Below are 18,617 nucleotides of genomic sequence, written 5' to 3' on the forward strand. Positions count from 1 at the left end.
CTACTAATTATCAAATGATAATAGGCAAAGTAAATGGTGGAGCTATGCGGGATCGAACCGCAGACCTCCTGCGTGCAAGGCAGGCGCTCTCCCAGCTGAGCTATAGCCCCATTTACATGCAGTCAAACAAAATACGTTAATACAAAATCTTCATTTAGGAGAAACAAAAGATTTTGGTGGGTCAGAGTGGACTTGAACCACCGACCTCACCCTTATCAGGGGTGCGCTCTAACCAGCTGAGCTACAGACCCAACGTATATTGCTCTTTCTTTATAACAAGCATATCTGTGTGAACACTCAAACGTATTTGCATACTTCAGATGCGAGTTAGTCGTATAGGTAAGGAGGTGATCCAGCCCCAGGTTCCCCTAGGGCTACCTTGTTACGACTTCACCCCAGTCATGAACCACACCGTGGTAAACGCCCTCCCGAAGGTTAAGCTATCTACTTCTGGTGCAGCCCACTCCCATGGTGTGACGGGCGGTGTGTACAAGGCCCGGGAACGTATTCACCGTGGCATTCTGATCCACGATTACTAGCGATTCCGACTTCACGGAGTCGAGTTGCAGACTCCGATCCGGACTACGACCGGCTTTATGAGATTAGCTCCACCTCGCGGCTTCGCAACCCTCTGTACCGACCATTGTAGCACGTGTGTAGCCCTACTCGTAAGGGCCATGATGACTTGACGTCGTCCCCACCTTCCTCCGGTTTATCACCGGCAGTCTCCCTAAAGTTCCCACCATTACGTGCTGGCAAATAAGGATAAGGGTTGCGCTCGTTGCGGGACTTAACCCAACATTTCACAACACGAGCTGACGACAGCCATGCAGCACCTGTCTCAGAGTTCCCGAAGGCACTAAGCTATCTCTAGCGAATTCTCTGGATGTCAAGAGTAGGTAAGGTTCTTCGCGTTGCATCGAATTAAACCACATGCTCCACCGCTTGTGCGGGCCCCCGTCAATTCATTTGAGTTTTAACCTTGCGGCCGTACTCCCCAGGCGGTCTACTTAATGCGTTAGCTTGAGAACCCAGTGTTCAAGACACCAAATTCCGAGTAGACATCGTTTACGGCGTGGACTACCAGGGTATCTAATCCTGTTTGCTCCCCACGCTTTCGTACATGAGCGTCAGTCTTTGTCCAGGGGGCCGCCTTCGCCACCGGTATTCCTTCAGATCTCTACGCATTTCACCGCTACACCTGAAATTCTACCCCCCTCTACAAGACTCTAGTTTGCCAGTTCGAAATGCAGTTCCTAGGTTGAGCCCAGGGCTTTCACATCTCGCTTAACAAACCGCCTGCGTACGCTTTACGCCCAGTAATTCCGATTAACGCTTGCACCCCTCGTATTACCGCGGCTGCTGGCACGAAGTTAGCCGGTGCTTCTTCTGCGAGTAACGTCACACCCAAGCGCTATTAACACTTGAACTTTCCTCCTCGCTGAAAGTACTTTACAACCCGAAGGCCTTCTTCATACACGCGGCATGGCTGCATCAGGCTTTCGCCCATTGTGCAATATTCCCCACTGCTGCCTCCCGTAGGAGTCTGGACCGTGTCTCAGTTCCAGTGTGGCTGATCATCCTCTCAGACCAGCTAGGGATCGTCGCCTTGGTAAGCCATTACCTTACCAACTAGCTAATCCCACCTAGGTTCATCCAATCGCGGAAGGCCCGAAGGTCCCCTCCTTTCCCCCGTAGGGCGTATGCGGTATTAGCAGTCGTTTCCAACTGTTATCCCCCTCGACTGGGCAGATACCTAGGCATTACTCACCCGTCCGCCGCTCGTCACCTCAGGAGCAAGCTCCCTTGTGTTACCGCTCGACTTGCATGTGTTAGGCCTGCCGCCAGCGTTCAATCTGAGCCATGATCAAACTCTTCAATTAAAGTTTTTTTGCTTTACTCGGTTAAGAGCAAAACGGCTCAATGAATTATACTGTTTTTCAAAAGCCCGAAGACTTTCGAAGTTTACATATTGCTATGGTCACTCAGTGGTTCATTGAGAAATATTTTTGATTGCTTCCTAAGAAGCAATTTCGAATAACTCAACACCTGTGAGTGCCCACACAGATTTGCTTGTCATATTGTTAAAGAGCGTGAGACTAATCTTTCAAGTCTCGCCGAAGACGCTAGGTCGTTGGCTTGAGGAGGCGTATTCTACACTCTCCAGTGTCGGCGTCAAGTGCTTATTTTAAGAAGTTTTCCAAGCGATGATTTCTTAATCAAAACCAAAACTCGAAACCCTTTAAGCGCTTGTCACCTGGGTTCATTCTTCGAGAAGATTTAACCCTCTAACACTGCTGCAAGTCCCGTGCTACCTTACCTTGCGATAAGTTAGTTGGCCTGCTGTGCCGTGTCAGTGGATGCGTATTATAGGGAAATCTTTGCCGAGCACAAGTGCTTTTTTATAAGAAATTGTTCGCACGCTTATCTTTTCGCCAAAACGCTGTTTTATGCTCGTTTTACACACTGCAAGTGGTGATAAAAGCATCATTTTTTTGTCGCATTCGCGGTTAAGTTCATTTTTTCAGCAATATACTAGTGTATTGGTTAATAATTCATTACCATATAGATGTAACTAACCGTTAGTTTTCGATTCATTCATTTTTACTTCAGAGATTATATATATGCAGAAGTCATTCTTTATTGTCTTGGCCGTCGCCATTATTGGCGCTTTAGCTATTTACCTGTTCACTTCAGATCTTTATGCTGCCATTGCTTTCTTTACTGGTGCTATTGTTGCCAGCGTTATTTTTTCTATTCAATCTACTTCAGGGACGTCAGCTCCTAGCAGCAACGAACCTTATAGTGGCCCTACAATGACATTATATGTAGGCAACTTGCCTTACCGCGTACACGAAGGTGAAGTGAAAGCTTTATTTGGTGAGTATGGTCCGGTTAATTCAGTTCGCTTAGTTAGAGATCGTAAAACTGGACGCCGTAAAGGTTTCGGTTTTATTGAAATGTCAGAAGCAGGCGCCAAAAAAGCGATGTCTAAGCTAAACGAATACGATTTTCAGGAAAGAACACTGAAGGTGCGTGAGGCTAAGTCGCAAGATTCAGATAAACCAGAAAGCTAGGCTTAACCTATCTAAGGCATGTTGGAGAGTGTGGCTCTATTGTATTGAACCCCTCTTCAACTAACCTTTCTCGCAACCCTTCTGTAATACTCGCCGAAGTATACACCGCGCGATAGTTTGCATCTGTATGCCCAGCTCCTTTAATCACTTCAAGATCTTTTAGCAAAAACATCACTCTATCAGCTACAGCTTGACCTGAATCAAGCAAAGTAATCCCCCTGCCTAATACTTGTTGAATTTCAGTAGCCAGAATAGGAAAGTGAGTACAGCCTAATACAATGGTATCGAGCGCTGAGTCTTGGATTGGTGCTAATAAACAGTTGAGTTTTGCCATATCCACAGTTTCACCCGCTAATTTGGCTTCAGCCAACATAACAAGCTCAGATGAGCCAAATAAGTCTACTTGGCAATCTTCTGCAAAGGCTTGTATAAGCTCTTGCGTATAAGCTCTGCGAATAGTGCCAGGCGTTGCAAGCAAACCGATATGCCTTAGCTTGGATATTTTTGCCGCAGGTTTGATGGCTGGAACAACACCGACAACCGGAATGGTGAGACGTTGCCTCAATATTGGTAATATTAAGGTGCTGGCAGAATTGCAAGCGACCACAACGATTGCCGCCTTAACTTGTAACGCATACTCGCATATTAGTGACACGCTTCCCTGAATTAATTCTGACTCTTCTAACTCACCATAGGGTAAGCGAGCATTATCGAATAAATAACAGCAGTCATGCCCAGGCAATACTTTTCTTATCTCAGCCAGAATTGATAATCCACCAATTCCAGAGTCAAATATTAGAATAGATCCAGACAATACATTCTCCACTATTATAGGTAGGTTCATTAATGATAAGGCTTAGATTGCGTTACTTTATGCAGCAATCGCTATTTTGCTTTAAAATTTTAACACTGGCTAGCGTAAATCCGTTGCGAGAAACTGGACATCCCAGCTAGCTAGTATAATATTCCGCCCCTAATTTAATGCTCACGGTGATCAAAATATGAATTTAGCAGCAATGGACCCTTCACAATATGATGTGCAACTAGAAGCAAAGCGCCTCAAGCTAAAGCAGTTATTCACTGATTTTGATACGCCTGAACTTGAAACTTTCAGTTCTGAAACTGCTCATTACCGTATGCGTGCTGAGTTTAGAATGTGGCACGAAGGCGAAGATCTCTACTACTACATGTTTGATAAGGCGCTTGATAGTAAAGTGCGCTGTGATCAGTTTTTACCTGCAAGTGAGCTAATTAATAAAATGATGCCGGTTTTGGTTGACTTGTTGAAGCCAAACACCGTTTTACGCCATCGTTTATTCCAGATCGACTTTTTGTCCACTTTAAGTGGAGAGATTTTAATATCGTTGCTGTACCACAAGCAACTTGATAGCGAATGGGAAGCGCAAGCGAAAGCTTTAAAGCAAACGCTAAGCAGTCAATTTAATGTTAATTTGATTGGTCGCGCCCGCAAGCAAAAAATTATTTTCGACAAAGACTATGTTATTGAGTCACTTAGTGTTGCTGGAAAGCAATTACAGTACCATCAAATTGAAAATAGCTTCACTCAACCTAACGGTAAAGTGTCAGTAAAAATGCTGGAATGGGCAATCGATGTGACCAAGAACAGCACAGGTGATTTACTGGAGCTCTATTGTGGAAATGGTAATTTTTCGGTTGCGTTAGCACAAAACTTTGATCGTGTTTTAGCCACTGAATTAGCAAAGCCATCAGTCGAGTCAGCCCAGTACAACATCAAAGTCAATAATATTGATAACTTACAAATTATTCGTATGTCAGCAGAAGACTTTACTGACGCCATGGCGAAAAAGCGTAGCTACCGCCGTTTAGAAGGTATCGATCTAGATAGTTACAACTGCAATACTATTTTTGTTGACCCACCACGTGCTGGTTTGGATGATAATACGGTTAAGTTGGTACAGGGTTATGAGCGGATTGTTTACATTTCATGCAACCCAAATACGCTATTGGATAACCTAAAAGAGTTGAGCAAAACCCACAACATTACCCGTTTTGCATTGTTTGACCAATTTCCTTATACCGACCACATGGAATCGGGCGTTTTCCTTGAAAGAAAATAAGCTGAAGATTTAATAAAAAAGGCATTCGTTTGAATGCCTTTTTTATAAATAGATGCGTTACTTTTGCTCTCTTTTTTGCTGTAGCGCCTCAGCACCAATAGCTATCATATGTAATTGAATCACTAAGCGGTCTGCTAAAATTTTACGGTCTGCACGCTTCATGTCCAGCACTGCAGCACCAGCATTAAACACCAATGTAACCAAGGCTTCAGCTTGAGCATGCGCTAAATCAGGAGTTCTATTTGCCGTTGCCTCAGTATAATGCGCCAATTCAGAGATAAAATGCTCAATTTCTCGCGCCACCGCCCCACGAAATGGTGCCGAGGTTCCCGAACGTTCATGCAGTAGAATACGGAACACGTTCGGATTCGATTCTAGCACCTCCATGAAGGTCTCCACCGAAATACGCACAATGCTACCGCCCGCTTCTGCGCGTTGACGTCCTTTACGCATCATTTGCCGTAGTGTTAGCCCACCTTCATCAACCATGGTTAGACCTAGCTCATTCATATCTTTGAAATGGCGATAAAATGAGGTGGGAGCGATATTGGCTTCACGTGCAACTTCACGCAAGCTCAGGCTAGAAAAGCTACGCTCAGCACTCAACTGATTAAACGCTGCATCGACCAACGCCCGACGTGTCTTCTCTTTTTGTTGCGCTCTAATACCCATCTTGAACCTATCTGCAAAATTTTGCCTAGAATAATAGCGTTTTTTAACATAAAACGCAGCATTTAGAAACTTGACCAAGATCACTATTCGAGCTAAATTAGAGTACAGTTGTACGCTCAACAAGAGACGATGAATCACAATGAAAAAACCGCCTATCATTTGGACCAACGTAAGCCTGTTTACCCTTACCTTTGCCAGTGCAGTGCTGTTTGTGCCTTGGTATGGGATTACCTATGGATTTGAAGCCATTGAATGGGTTTCTTTTATCGTTTTAGCCTTTGCCAGCGGCCTTTCCATAACCGGAGGCTACCACCGGTTATGGTCACACCGTACATACAAAGCCCATGCGTCAGTGCGCTTTTTATATGCCCTGGGCGGAGCTTTAGCGCTACAAAATAGCGCGCTGCATTGGTCATCTGATCATCGAGTACATCACAAGTATGTCGATAACAACGACAAAGACCCTTACTCGGCTAAAATGGGTTTTTGGTATAGCCACATCGGCTGGATGCTGCGTGAGTATCAGTCACAACGCTACCATGATTACAAAAATGTGCGTGATTTGCAGAATGACAAAATTGTGATGTGGCAGCATAGATTTTACCTACCACTGTTAATCGTGATGAATGTTGGCCTGCCGATTTTTCTTGGTTGGCTCAATGGCGATATTATTGGCATGCTATTACTTGCGGGGCTACTGCGCTTAGTTGTGGTTCACCACTGCACTTTCTTTATTAATTCTTTAGCACACATGTGGGGCTCGCAACCTTATACCGATAAAAATTCCGCGCGAGATAATGCCCTCATCGCCTTGTTAACTTACGGCGAGGGCTACCATAATTATCACCATATTTTCGAAAATGATTATCGCAATGGTATTCACTGGTGGCAGTACGACCCAACTAAATGGCTAATAAACGGATTAGCGCTTGTCGGCCTAACCCATCATCGGCGCGTAGTGCCGCAAGAGCGCATTGAAAGCGCCCGCTTGCAAATGCAATTAAAACGCACCCAAAGTAAAGTCGCAAATTTACCTAATAGCGATGAAATAATTGAAAAGCTCCAGACTGAGTATGAGACGCTAAAATCAGACCTTATAGAGTACTATGATGCGAAAAAGCTCCTACTCGACGCTAAACGGAAACAGCTTGCCGACAAGCAGCTAATGACTAGGGTAAAAGAATTAAAACTACGTTTTAAGCAGCAGCAAAAAAACTGGTTAAGCCTGACCGCTAGCTTTAGCTAACACGATAAAAGGCACTTAATCTAGTGGCTTTTTTATATAATAACTCCTTCATCGATAAGCTGATGAACTTGGGTTATATGTCATAGAAGTCATTAGCTTATGGGTCTATTATGAGTACTCACTAACACCTTTTAGAGCCATTAAACCTCATGTCAGATAACACGATTAAGCTTACCGAATTCAGTCACGGCGCGGGTTGTGGCTGTAAAATATCTCCAAAAGTACTAAGTACCATACTCGCAACTCAATTGCCTGTATTTTCAGACCCCAAATTGCTTGTCGGTAACCAAACGCGTGATGACGCGGCGGTTTACAAACTCAACGACACCACAGGTATTATTAGTACCACCGACTTTTTCATGCCTATCGTGGATGATCCGTTTACGTTCGGGCGTATTGCAGCCACTAATGCCATTAGCGACATTTACGCGATGGGTGGTACTCCCATGATGGCGATAGCAATACTGGGCTGGCCAGTCAATAAACTACCCGCCGAAGTCGCACAAAAAGTGGTTGATGGCGGTAGACAGGCCTGTGCTGATGCGGGGATCATGCTGGCTGGCGGTCATAGTATTGACTCACCAGAACCTATTTTTGGTCTCGCGGTAACCGGTCAAATACCGCTTGAAGAGCTTAAGCAGAATAATACTGCAAAAGCAGGCGACAAGTTGTATTTAACCAAGCCTTTAGGGATTGGCATTTTAACTACTGCGCAAAAGCAGAAAAAATTGGCTGATGCCGACTTAAATACCGCTGCAGAGGCGATGTGCCAACTCAACATTTTGGGCCCTCATATCGCGAAAATTGCTCATGTAAATGCACTAACGGATGTTACAGGTTTTGGCCTTGCAGGGCATCTGCTAGAAATGTGTCACGGTGCAGAGCTAAGCGCGAAAATCGATATCAGCTTGCTGCCGTTATTACCCAATGCACAACATTATTTAGATCTAGGTTGTGTGCCGGGTGGTACTCACCGCAACTTCGACAGTTATGGTGCGCATTTACCAAAACTCACCGAGCAACAAAAAGCGATTATTTGCGATCCACAAACCAGTGGCGGCTTACTAATAGCAGTTGCAGCAGAAGGTGAAGCTAAACTAAAGAAACTACTGCTCGATAATGACATTGACCCAATTTGTATCGGAAAACTGGTCGACAAAACGCCAACAATCGTTGATGTGGAGCTGATTTAATGCCGCGCAGCAGAGTAAGCGCTAGCGATTACAGGCGCATATTAGTCAGTGACCACCCCATCATGGATGTGCGTGCACCTGTTGAGTTTTGCAAAGGCGCTTTTCCAGCCAGCTCCAACCAACCTTTAATGCAAGATGACGAACGCAAGCAAGTCGGTACTTGCTACAAAAATGACGGTCAGCAAGCCGCCATCGCACTCGGTCACGCACTAGTAGGGGGGGGAATAAAGCAGCAAAGGCTTGATGCTTGGCTGCATTTTTTGGCCGCTAACCCACAAGCATATTTATATTGTTTTCGCGGTGGGTTGCGCTCTCAATTAACCCAGCAATGGTTAAAAGAGGCTGGTATTGATGTCCCTTTTATTGAAGGGGGATATAAAGCAATGCGCCAATTTTTGATTGAAACCATCAATGCAGCTCCAAGCCAAAAGCCAATGCTAATTCTTAGTGGTATAACAGGTAGTGGCAAAACAGAATTTTTACATAAACGCTGTGAGGCTATTGATTTAGAAGGCATTGCTCATCATCGCGGTTCAAGTTTTGGGCGTCATCACGAAGGTCAGCCGACTCAGATTAACTTTGAAAACACCCTCGCAGTCGCACTGTTAAAGCATCAAGATAGCACCGCCAAATATCTACTACTCGAAGATGAAAGCTATCTGATTGGCCGCTCTGCGTTACCGCAAGCATTTTATAAAGGTATGCAAGCAGCCAACTTAGTGGTGCTAGAAGAGCCAATAGAGGCAAGATTGTCACGCCTGCTTAACCAATATGTATATAAAATGCATCGTGGTTATATTGCCCGCTTAGGCGAAGAAGCAGGGATGCGTGCATTTACAGAGTATTTAACCTCAAGTGTCACAGCAATAAAAAAACGACTTGGAGGTAAGCAGCATGCCGAGATCCAAGCCATTGTTACTAACGCATTGAATACTCAGTTAAGTCAAGGTGATGTCTCAGCCCATATAGAGTGGATTGAAATACTTTTACACCAGTATTATGACCCAATGTATCGATATCAGCTCAACAAAAAAGTCGACCGTATTCAATTTGCTGGCAGCCACACTGATGTACACCAGTGGCTAGATAATCTTTGATGCTTGCTCATGGTCATTGTTAACGTTAAAAACACAACTAGGTATGCCAGCCATAATGAGCTTAGGTGAATATTTGAGGGGTAAAAAATTAAACAAAAAAGCCATCATGCTGTGATGGCTTCTATTTTTAACGTTTGTGGTTAACCGCTTAACTTCCGGCTGTGAGAATTTGGTCCCAAGCCAAGTGCGGTGCACCAACAACAATAAAGTTAGGGTTCTCTAAACTTTCACGCTCATTGTACGTCAATGGTTGTAGTGCCAAATCCATAATTTGCCCGCCGGCCTCTTCAGCAATTATCTGTGCAGCTCCAGTGTCCCACTCACCTGTAGGGCCAATACGAACGTAGCAGTCAGCACGCCCTTCTGCCACTAGGCAGCTTTTTAATGCTGCACCGCCTAATACCACCAGTTCACAATGCTTATTGAGATTAAACAGCTTGATTACCGACTGGGGATCTTGTCGGCGACTGACTGCTAACCGCAATGGACTGTCATCTTTTAAGTCTATCTGGCGGCTCATTATTCGCGTATCGTGCCCCTTAACACGCTTATATGCGCCTAATCCAGCAATAGCGTAATAACACACCTCTGTCATAGGCGCGTATACAACACCAACAATTGGGCGGTTGTGCTCGACTAGGGCAATGATCACCGAAAAGTCGCCGCTGCCTGCAATAAATTCACCAGTACCATCAAGCGGGTCGACTAACCAATAACGCGGCCAACTTTCACGTTCAGCCAAGGTAATATCAGCATCTTCTTCAGATAAAACTGGAATATCGGGAGTCAATTCAGCCAATGCTTGACTAATAATGTTATGCGCCGCGATATCAGCCGAGGTAACCGGTGTGTTATCTGACTTTATCTCACGCTCAAAATTACCCGTTTGGTAAATATCACGGATTTGAATTCCTGCACGTGTTGCGATTTCAATGACTTGATCAATGTAACTCTCTGGCTTCATAACCACTCCAACAGCCTGACTACTCGAATACTTTTTTGAGCTACTTTAGTTGTAGATGTTTTTGTGCCAAAAATAAAGCACTTACACTACGAGATTCCGAAAAATCATCCTCAAGCAGTAGCTCCTGCCACTTATCAAGCGGCCATTTAACCATTTCAATTGGCTCGGGCTCATCACCCTCTAGATCATTAAGGTAGAGATCTTCAGCTAAAAAGATCTGCATCTTGCTCGCAAAATAGCCTGGTGCTAAGCTCAACTCCATTAAATGCGTCAGTTTTTTACTGCCGTAGCCAATTTCTTCTTGCAGCTCACGATTAGCAGCCTCTGCGGCAGTTTCTCCGGGATCAATCAGCCCTTTAGGGAAGCCGAGTTCATAACTGTGTGTGCCTGCTGCATATTCCCTGCCCAACAATAACTGCGTTTGGCCAAGTACTGGCACCACCATAACCGCACCACGGTTATTACCTTTCATCCGCTCATATTGACGTTCAACTTGGTTCGAAAAGCGTAAGTGCACCTGTTCGATTTGAAATAACCGGCTTTTAGCCACAACTTCAGCATGCAATATTTCTGGCTTAACGTGTGTTTTAGTCATAAACATCCTTGTGTTGATGCAGATAAATTACTCAATCAAGTGCAATCTTACTATTCTATGCCTAATCTACAACATGAATTTTTTTGGATTGGCACTCAATGTTCCCATGGCGCGAAATAGATACCGTTTTACTTGATATGGATGGCACCCTACTGGACCTTCATTTTGACAATCACTTTTGGGTTAAGCTGATCCCGGCCGTGCTGAGTAAAGAGAGAAGCATCACCAAGCAGGCGGCAACTGCATGGGTGGAAAAATGCTACCGAAACGTTGAGGGCACGCTAGATTGGTACTGCATGGACTACTGGGAGCAGCAACTTGGATTAGATATTTTAACCCTACATAAAACGTTAGCAGATAGGATCCAGCTTCGCCAAGATAGCCTGCCATTTTTATATGCGCTGCAACACGCCAAGAAACAGCGCATATTGGTCACAAATGCTCACCCAAAAGGATTAATGCTCAAACTAGAGCATACCGACTTAGGGCTAGGGCTTGATGCGATGATATCGAGCCATGAAACCGGTTACCCCAAAGAAGAGCCTTTATTTTGGCAGCACCTGTTCAAACAGTTTAATTTAAACCCGAGCCGCTGCTTATTTATTGATGACAATGAAGCGATTCTAGCAGCAGCTAAACTCGCAGGTGTTGGATATCAGCTTGGTGTAGCCAACCCCGACAGCCAAAAACCAAACAAGCAGTTTAGTGACTTTCCAGCTATTGAGGACTACCACCACCTATTGGATGATTTACTTAGCAGCACTGCGTCTTAGTTGCTACGCTTTCGTTATAGGATCAAAAAAGGCACTATAAAGTGCCTTTTTTTGAATGTTCAAAGCCAACCACTTAGATAGGCAGTCGCCCTTGGTAAGTAATTGCGTAATAACCTTGGCTATCTTTTTTACCTAAAAAGCTGAGTGCTTTTTTCAAGTCTTCAGGCTGAGTGTTAACTTCACGGATCTTGGCGTTTAATTGCATCATTTTCTTGTCTACCAATACAATGCTGCCATCTAGACCCAAATCATTCGACTTTTCGTCAGTGGCTAATTGTACGTTGCCATCAATACAGCTTAGCCCTAAAGCGATGTCACCCAGCGGATAATGACCAAACTGATTGGTGACCTTAACTGTATTTAAAAACAGTTTGCCAGCTAATTGCTCACACCAAGGAATGCCTTGTGTGTAGGTGTCGATTAACGCACTAATATCACCGCTAACTTTAGTCTTAAACGGGAGCTTGGTTTTACCTAAAATAAAACTACTTGGCGCTTCAAAACGTAACCCACTGACATCTAGCCCATCAGCAGAGTAAGCCACAACCCCTTTGCCGTTAACCGCACTGCTGCGGTTACCAATACTAATATTGGCCTCGGCGGTTCCAGTAAAGAGTGCGCTGATGTTCAAATCCCAGTGCACCATTTCTACTTGACGCTTTTGTATGGTCAATAAATCAATACTGCCAGACCAAATCGTGCCAGAAACACCACTGATCACGATATTACTTGGAATGGGTGCTAACTTTACGGCCACACTGGCAGGGAACAACACCACAAGAAAAACCACATAGATAAAAATGCCAAGCGCGATTCTTTTTACTAATTTCACAACTACATCCTACTTGGATAACTGAATTCGGCGAACATTAACAAAGCCAGGGGTATCTGACTCTGCGACGTCAAATCGGTCTAACGACAATCCTTGCACTTGCACTAACTCATACAGGTAATTCAATAACGCCTCAAACGGAACCTCATCCATCCACACTTGTATTTTATTGCCTTGCGGCTGCATTCGGGTCACTGTCAAACCAAAGCGACTTGCTGTTTGGTTAACCGCTGAACTTAAACTGCCTTTAAAAGCCTTGGTTTGGCTATTTTGCGCTAACCCAGTGATGCGATTAGCAGACTGTTTAACGAAATTTAACGTACTTAATTGCCCCTCAAGATTACGTTGGGCGTCATGCTCAGCTGTCGCAATGGGAGTCCAAACGCCCCAATATAAAATACCTAGCACTAATACCACTGCACATGCGCTAACCATTTGCTGTTCCCGCAGGACCAGACCACCCCACCACGTTTTAAAATTGTCCATGCTATTTGCTCCTTATGGTTAAGGTGCTGGTGACTTCTGAGCCGCCGCTATTCATTGCGCCACCTTCAAGCTGGTAAGAGCGAGAAATAATGTCTTTAAACTGCTCAATTTGAGCGTAATTTTTTGCCTTAACTTGCATACGCAGCTCGCCTTTATTGCTGTCAAAACGCAATGAAATTGGTTTTAAATCTTTAACTTGCGAAAAGGCCGCTTCAGTGCCAGCTAAAATAGCAAAAAACTCACTACCACCGCCGCCACCTTGTAACTTGTTGATGTGATCTTTAATTTGAGAACGTAATCTAACGATTCGCTTACTGCCCGGAACGACCTGCTTAAAAATTTGCTCACTTTGCGCTTTTGCTGCTGCGGCTTTGCTGTTTAACTGCTGTATGTTTAGCCCTTTATTGACCAGCGCCAACAACACCACAATAGCAAATACAATGGCAGCATTACGCCATACACTTAAGTGTTTACCATATTCATTTTTCGGTTTGTAGATGCCTGACAGCAAGTTCATTGGCGCGTTTAACATACCACGAGCCAACACTAGCATTGGTAAATCCAACGGCTGTGCCTTGACGTTGGCGCCCGCAAAGCTCAACTCCGTATATCCGGCAATAGTAGTGGGTTCGCTTTGATTTGGCAGCAGCTGTAGCATGGCGATATCCAACCAATCTTGGGTTAAACTCACGCCACTACTTTGCCCTGTGCGCAGCAATACTTCGTCACCAAAGTTAATGGCAGCCCAGTCACAATCAACGAGTGGCAGCGCCAAACAGTCGGGAATAATACACTTAGGTTTAAGCCCTGCTTCGGATAACCACTCAATCCAATTTTGCATTTGTTCATGGGCAACCACTGCAATGCTGAGCGCGTCACCTTGGCGCGGCCCCACCACAAAGTGCAGCTCTTCAACGTCTTGTGCGAGGTTTTCTTCCAGCATGAAAGGCAACGCCTTAATCGCTTGGCGCTGACCTTTTTCGGGCAGTGCGACTGAAGTTAATGTAATGCTTGATGCCGGCACTAGAATGTCGATGGCACGGTTACCCGCTCTGCCAGTCAGAGTCGATAACTCGCCGGCATCACTGAGCTCGCCAGAGCCTATTATTTCTTGCTCATGTTCAGACCAAACGAGCCACGAACATGGTTGCTCAAATGATTGTCCTAAACGGATGAATAGTCTTTCACTCACGGATCTGTCTCCACTCGTCGCTTTAAATTAATTAAAGGACTGTTGTTATTTTTGTCCGCCAAACTGCCGGGATAGCACTTCTAACGATGTGCCATCACCTTTAATCACGCTTTCAAGCCTAAAAATGGCGTTATCAACTTTTGCGCCCGCTTCCAATAAAAAATAGCTACTGGTTATGCCAAAGCTTGATTTGAGCTGCGCATCACTGGCAAGGCTCGAAATTGACGAATTAGCCCAAAACTCATCAGTTGACTCGTAACCGTCACCTGGGCGTTGGTTAATGATGCTTTCTGCCTCACCAACCGAAATCTTATTATCGAGCATACCTGCAATAAGCGCAGCGTGTTCAACAGTTACCGTGTTTACATTAAGCACTTGGGTGGTCATGCCCGGCACAGCGCAAATGTAGGGCGCAATTTTTAAATAAATATCTTGGCTGAACCCCATAACAGAGCGTAACTCGCTCTTATGGCTCAACAATGTATTGGCTGCGCGATAAGGTACATTACGCGATTCATATTCAGCATCTTCTGCGCCATACGCACCTGCGGTCATGTCGTCATCAATATAATCTTTTAAGGTATGAGCTAACCTTTCTGCAGCAAACTCGTCCATACCTAACGCAATTAATAAGCCTTTAAATTGCGTTGCTGGCAATGGTAGTTTTGGGCGGCCATTGACCAGTTCGGTGGTGGTTTGTGACAACGAGTTAACGTTAAAACAAGCCTGCATATCACTTATTTCACCCGCGATTTGCCCCTTGTCGACCGGAAAGACCACATCGGCCTGTGCCCAATACTGTTGCCGATGCACTGTGTCTGAATCTTCTAAATCTTGTTTCAATACTTTTTTCGCCATCGCTTCTGCTGATATGGCATACCAAAAAGCTTGATCATATTGCGCGACATTAATGGTGCGCCTAACCGACAATTGGTTACGAGAGGTGATATTAGTAGCAATAATCGCCACCATGGCCACAATCAATAACACTACGATAAGCGCAACGCCCCGCTGTTTGCTTTGCTTTATCATGAACTTCCAGTACTCGCGGCAGCACCTAAGGGCAGTAAAAACTTACGCTGCACCTTGCCGATATCTTCAAATTCAATTTCCATGGCTATCGCTTTGGGCAGTGCGGCAGCATCTGTTGTGCGCTCCCATTTTGTGTCAGTGAAAAAAGCATATTTAACCGCTATGACTTTTTCCATTACCACGGTTTTAATCGGTTCTGCACCAATTTCTGGCTCTGGATAAGGGTAGTACCAACGCTGTAATTGCCCGTCGATGACAACGTAAGCAACCGATTGCAAGCTACCACGCGGCAGCAGTGCGTTGGGGTTTAACCAACCTAACCGGAAAAAAACTAGCGACTCCGATTCAGAGTCGAGCATATTGTCTCCGGTTTGAAATACGGTACTGCCTCGGCCGCCTTCTAATAGCCTTGGGGTGCGCGCTACCATTTGGTATAAGTCTCGCTCTATAACACCAAAGCCTTGTTGCATCGCTTTTAATTTGGCCGAAAACTCACGGGTGACCGTGTCGTTTTTCATCACAGTACCCAACACTGTATTGGCTGCCAGACCTAACATGGCAAAAATAGCAATGGCGAGTAGCATTTCTAGCAGCGTAAAGCCGCGGCTAAGTTTGGTCAGTTTTGTCTGTTTTAATAACATAACTACTCACCTCAGCAATAACACGTTTAAAACGTTCGTCATCGCTGACGGTTATACGTATCATTTTAAAATTATCATCCGCCGTTTTAACGATTTCTCGGCGCCAATACCAGTCTTTATTAGCTAACTGTTCTTGCCCTTCTTTACGGGCTACATCTGACAGTGTTGATGCTTCTAAACGCGCCTCGACCATTTGGTTATCGGCAACCCATTGCGCTAAGGTACGCTCTTCCAAAATGGGCATATTCGCCATCAGCTCACCCAAGCTTTTGGTAATTGAGACTGCCGCTATAGAGAACACAGCTAAAGCCACAATTACTTCAAGTAAGGTCATACCGCGCTGCTTATTCATGGTAAGCCGTCACGAGTTTAATCCTACTAAATAAATGCTGTTCATTACTCAACGTCATCTTCTCGGCCTAATTTGAGCCTGCCAAGTGCATCACCCACTACGACGACCTCGATCTCTTTATTCATTTCATTACGCGCAATAAATGACAACTCAAACACACTCATTTCGCCACTGGGCAACAGCAGTATTTGCGGTTCGGGATGCTTCTTTTTGTCTTCAGCAGACGGTTCAATTAGCGGCTCATCAAACCAGCTTTCTTGCTCTTCATCTTCTTGCACCAAAGGCAGTCCGTCGAGCTCGAGTATCAGCTCCACTCCGTCTTCCATCTGTTTGCCAGATAAAATGCGGTCTTGCTCTAATACTTGCCACTGTTCTTTGTCGTCAAAATATACATATTGATAGCTGTCATTTTCGATCACTATCCCGAGAAATTGACCACTAAGCACAGTTTCGTCTAGCACCAACTCCGTTGCCATCATAAACTGAGTCGCAAGTTGCTCGAGCGCTTTTTTCTGGCTAGTTCCGCCCATGCTCATGGTCACAGCGGATGCCGCTAACCCCATCAGCAACACCACGAGCAACACCTCCATTAAGGTGAAGCCCGCTTGGCGCGCTCGAGAAACGTGTGCCGATATCATCTTATTGGAAGTTCTGCAGGTTCCAGTTACCGATATCATCTTCGGTGCCCGCTTGGCCGTCTGGGCCAACACTGAAAATGTCTAACTTGCCGTTCTCACCAGGGCTTTGCAGCAGGTAATCGTTGCGCCATGGATCTTGTGGAAGACGCTTAACATAGCCATCTTCACGGTAGTTACGTGGCTCTGGCGACATAGTTGGTTTGTCGACTAATGCTTCTAAACCCTGCTCTGTTGAGGGATAAACACTGTTATCTAATTTGTACATGTCTAACGCATTTTCGAGTGCAATGATGTCTGAAACGGCTTTTTGTTGGTCGGCCTTATCTTTATTTCCCATCAAGTTAGGCACCACCATAGAGGCTAGAATACCCAAAATAACAATAACAACCATCACCTCTAGAAGCGTAAAACCTTGCTGTTTATTACGAGTTTGCATTAACAATTTCCTTTAACTGAATGACTTTAAAAACTGATGAATGGCGAAGCCAATCTCAAAATATTGAATTAACCACTAATCAAGTTATTTAGCGCTAAAATAGGCTGAAGAATAGCGAGTACGATAAAGAGCACGATTGTCGCCATACTCACCACCAACATGGGTTCAAATACACCCAATGCAATCGTGACATTTGACTCAAACTCACGATCTTGGTTGTCTGCCGCGCGCTCTAGCATTTGCTCAAGCTGGCCACTTTTTTCACCCGAGGTAATCATATAGAGCATCATTGGGGGAAAAAGTTTGGTATTGGCTAAAGCAGCGCCTAAGCTTGTACCCTCACGCACACGTAAGGTTGCCTCTTCTACGGCAGTTTTAACCTTGACGTTAACCAGCACATCGCTTGCAATGCGCATGGCATCAAGTAGCGGCACAGCGCTGGCTGTTAATATACTTAAGGTGCGCGCAAAACGGGCGGTGTTTATACTTTTACTGATCCGGCTAATCACGGGTAAGCGCAATAACAAGGTATCGTATTTCATACGATTGGCAGGCACGAGCAGTAAGCGTTTCAGCAATACAAACAAACCGACCAACACACCTAAGACAATTAAGCCGTAGTCAGTAATAAAATCTGAAGCGCTAATTAATAGTTGTGTAGTCCATGGTAAATCTTGCCCCATATGCTCAAACTGCCCCACGACCTGTGGTACAACTGCAGCAAGCAAAATAGCAATAACACCGATGGCGACACACGTCAGCACGACAGGGTAAATCATCGCTTGGGTTAGTTTGCTTTTTAACTGTTGACGACGCTCGGTGTAGTCTGCAAGGCGATTTAACACGACCTCTAAATGACCTGACTTTTCACCTGACGCCACCATGGCGCGATAAAGTTCATCGAATATATGCGGAAACTCAGCCATGGAGTCTGCCAAGCTATAACCTTCAACAACACGTGAACGAACCGCCATAATCATACTGGTGAGACGATCTTTTTCACATTGTTGACCTACCGCTTTTAATGCTTCTTCAATGGGTAAGCCTGCGGCTACCAAGGTGGCAATTTGCCGCGTAAGCAGAGCCAATTCGGACACTGATATACCGCGTTTAAACAAGCTAACGCCACCAGATTTAGCTTTACTTTCTTTCTCTACCACTGGCGTAATTTCCAGTGGCATTAAGCGTAAGTCTCTCAGCTGGCCACGGGCATGGCGGGCGGTATCGGCTTCGACAACGCCTTTTTGCTGCTTGCCCACTTTGTCTAATGCTTTGTATTCAAATGCTGGCAC

At 45.0% G+C, this 18,617-nt stretch carries 18 protein-coding genes, 2 tRNA genes, 1 rRNA gene and 1 pseudogene; 6 read left to right on the forward strand and 16 right to left on the reverse strand.

Annotation, left to right across the window (positions count from 1 at the left end; all coding sequences use genetic code 11):
* Positions 1-34: 34 nt before the first annotated feature.
* From RGE70_RS18080 to RGE70_RS18090, 3 genes are all read right to left on the reverse strand, one after another.
* Positions 35-110, reverse strand: a tRNA-Ala gene (locus RGE70_RS18080).
* 64 nt (positions 111-174) lie between these two features.
* Positions 175-251, reverse strand: a tRNA-Ile gene (locus RGE70_RS18085).
* Positions 252-340: 89 nt separating this feature from the next.
* Positions 341-1,883 (reverse strand): 16S ribosomal RNA (locus tag RGE70_RS18090).
* A gap of 741 nt (positions 1,884-2,624) precedes the next feature.
* Here RGE70_RS18090 and RGE70_RS18095 point away from each other — a divergent pair.
* Positions 2,625-3,077, forward strand: coding sequence for an RNA recognition motif domain-containing protein (locus tag RGE70_RS18095; RefSeq protein ID WP_310472790.1), 453 nt, complete (start codon positions 2,625-2,627; stop codon positions 3,075-3,077).
* Positions 3,078-3,084: 7 nt separating this feature from the next.
* On the opposite strand, the gene murI is transcribed toward RGE70_RS18095, so the two are convergent.
* Positions 3,085-3,891, reverse strand: coding sequence for a glutamate racemase (gene murI, locus RGE70_RS18100; protein ID WP_310472791.1), 807 nt, complete (start codon positions 3,889-3,891; stop codon positions 3,085-3,087).
* Positions 3,892-4,078: 187 nt separating this feature from the next.
* Between murI and trmA the strand changes: the two genes are divergently transcribed.
* The gene (trmA, locus tag RGE70_RS18105) at positions 4,079-5,176 is read left to right on the forward strand and encodes a tRNA (uridine(54)-C5)-methyltransferase TrmA (RefSeq protein ID WP_310472792.1); all 1,098 of its coding nucleotides are present in this window, start codon (positions 4,079-4,081) and stop codon (positions 5,174-5,176) included.
* A 57-nt stretch (positions 5,177-5,233) separates the two neighbouring features.
* On the opposite strand, the gene fabR is transcribed toward trmA, so the two are convergent.
* Entirely contained in the window at positions 5,234-5,848 is a 615-nt protein-coding gene (gene fabR, locus RGE70_RS18110; RefSeq protein WP_310472793.1) for an HTH-type transcriptional repressor FabR, read from the reverse strand.
* A 139-nt stretch (positions 5,849-5,987) separates the two neighbouring features.
* Between fabR and RGE70_RS18115 the strand changes: the two genes are divergently transcribed.
* The 3 genes from RGE70_RS18115 to mnmH all read left to right on the forward strand — a co-directional run bounded on the left by RGE70_RS18115 (position 5,988) and on the right by mnmH (position 9,384).
* Positions 5,988-7,094: a fatty acid desaturase gene (locus RGE70_RS18115; protein WP_310472794.1), complete on the forward strand. Its 1,107-nt coding sequence runs from the start codon at positions 5,988-5,990 to the stop codon at positions 7,092-7,094.
* Between the two features lie 149 nt (positions 7,095-7,243).
* Positions 7,244-8,287, forward strand: coding sequence for a selenide, water dikinase SelD (selD, locus tag RGE70_RS18120; protein ID WP_310472795.1), 1,044 nt, complete (start codon positions 7,244-7,246; stop codon positions 8,285-8,287).
* Positions 8,287-9,384 carry a tRNA 2-selenouridine(34) synthase MnmH gene (gene mnmH / locus RGE70_RS18125; protein WP_310472796.1) on the forward strand — a complete coding sequence of 366 codons (1,098 nt, stop codon included), beginning with the start codon at positions 8,287-8,289 and terminating at the stop codon, positions 9,382-9,384. The genes selD and mnmH overlap by 1 nt, the downstream gene beginning before the upstream one ends.
* Before the next feature lie 148 nt (positions 9,385-9,532).
* Here the strand turns inward: mnmH and cysQ are convergent, their stop codons facing one another.
* Positions 9,533-10,348 carry a 3'(2'),5'-bisphosphate nucleotidase CysQ gene (gene cysQ / locus RGE70_RS18130; RefSeq protein WP_310472797.1) on the reverse strand — a complete coding sequence of 272 codons (816 nt, stop codon included), beginning with the start codon at positions 10,346-10,348 and terminating at the stop codon, positions 9,533-9,535.
* A gap of 40 nt (positions 10,349-10,388) precedes the next feature.
* Positions 10,389-10,943, reverse strand: coding sequence for an ADP compounds hydrolase NudE (gene nudE, locus RGE70_RS18135; RefSeq protein ID WP_310472798.1), 555 nt, complete (start codon positions 10,941-10,943; stop codon positions 10,389-10,391).
* 98 nt (positions 10,944-11,041) lie between these two features.
* Here nudE and yrfG point away from each other — a divergent pair, with 98 nt between their 5' ends.
* Positions 11,042-11,716 (forward strand): GMP/IMP nucleotidase, encoded by a 675-nt coding sequence (gene yrfG, locus RGE70_RS18140; protein ID WP_310472799.1) that lies wholly within the window; start codon positions 11,042-11,044, stop codon positions 11,714-11,716.
* A 73-nt stretch (positions 11,717-11,789) separates the two neighbouring features.
* Here the strand turns inward: yrfG and RGE70_RS18145 are convergent, their stop codons facing one another.
* The 9 genes and pseudogenes from RGE70_RS18145 to gspF form a co-directional block, all read right to left on the reverse strand.
* Positions 11,790-12,548, reverse strand: a complete 759-nt coding sequence (locus RGE70_RS18145; protein ID WP_310472800.1) for a type II secretion system protein N — start codon at positions 12,546-12,548, stop codon at positions 11,790-11,792.
* 9 nt (positions 12,549-12,557) lie between these two features.
* The gene (locus RGE70_RS18150) at positions 12,558-13,034 is read right to left on the reverse strand and encodes a type II secretion system protein M (RefSeq protein ID WP_310472801.1); all 477 of its coding nucleotides are present in this window, start codon (positions 13,032-13,034) and stop codon (positions 12,558-12,560) included.
* Between the two features lies 1 nt (position 13,035).
* Complete coding sequence (gene gspL / locus RGE70_RS18155) at positions 13,036-14,226, reverse strand: type II secretion system protein GspL (protein ID WP_310472802.1); 1,191 nt, start codon at positions 14,224-14,226, stop codon at positions 13,036-13,038.
* A gap of 45 nt (positions 14,227-14,271) precedes the next feature.
* On the reverse strand, positions 14,272-15,258 hold the full coding sequence (gene gspK / locus RGE70_RS18160) for a type II secretion system minor pseudopilin GspK (RefSeq protein WP_310472803.1): 987 nt from the start codon (positions 15,256-15,258) through the stop codon (positions 14,272-14,274).
* A gap of 14 nt (positions 15,259-15,272) precedes the next feature.
* Positions 15,273-15,899 (reverse strand): annotated as a pseudogene (gene gspJ, locus RGE70_RS18165) (type II secretion system minor pseudopilin GspJ); the annotation flags it as partial.
* Positions 15,865-16,251, reverse strand: a complete 387-nt coding sequence (gene gspI / locus RGE70_RS18170; RefSeq protein WP_310472804.1) for a type II secretion system minor pseudopilin GspI — start codon at positions 16,249-16,251, stop codon at positions 15,865-15,867. The pseudogene gspJ and the gene gspI, both read right to left, overlap by 35 nt.
* Positions 16,252-16,295: 44 nt before the next feature.
* Positions 16,296-16,928 carry a type II secretion system minor pseudopilin GspH gene (gene gspH, locus RGE70_RS18175; RefSeq protein WP_310472805.1) on the reverse strand — a complete coding sequence of 211 codons (633 nt, stop codon included), beginning with the start codon at positions 16,926-16,928 and terminating at the stop codon, positions 16,296-16,298.
* Complete coding sequence (gene gspG, locus RGE70_RS18180; protein ID WP_310472806.1) at positions 16,891-17,325, reverse strand: type II secretion system major pseudopilin GspG; 435 nt, start codon at positions 17,323-17,325, stop codon at positions 16,891-16,893. Before gspG ends, gspH begins: the two co-directional genes overlap by 38 nt.
* A gap of 68 nt (positions 17,326-17,393) precedes the next feature.
* Complete coding sequence (gspF, locus tag RGE70_RS18185) at positions 17,394-18,617, reverse strand: type II secretion system inner membrane protein GspF (protein ID WP_310472807.1); 1,224 nt, start codon at positions 18,615-18,617, stop codon at positions 17,394-17,396.

Origin of the sequence: Shewanella youngdeokensis (assembly GCF_033180165.1) — a bacterium.
In the GTDB taxonomy this organism is placed as follows: domain Bacteria; phylum Pseudomonadota; class Gammaproteobacteria; order Enterobacterales; family Shewanellaceae; genus Shewanella; species Shewanella youngdeokensis.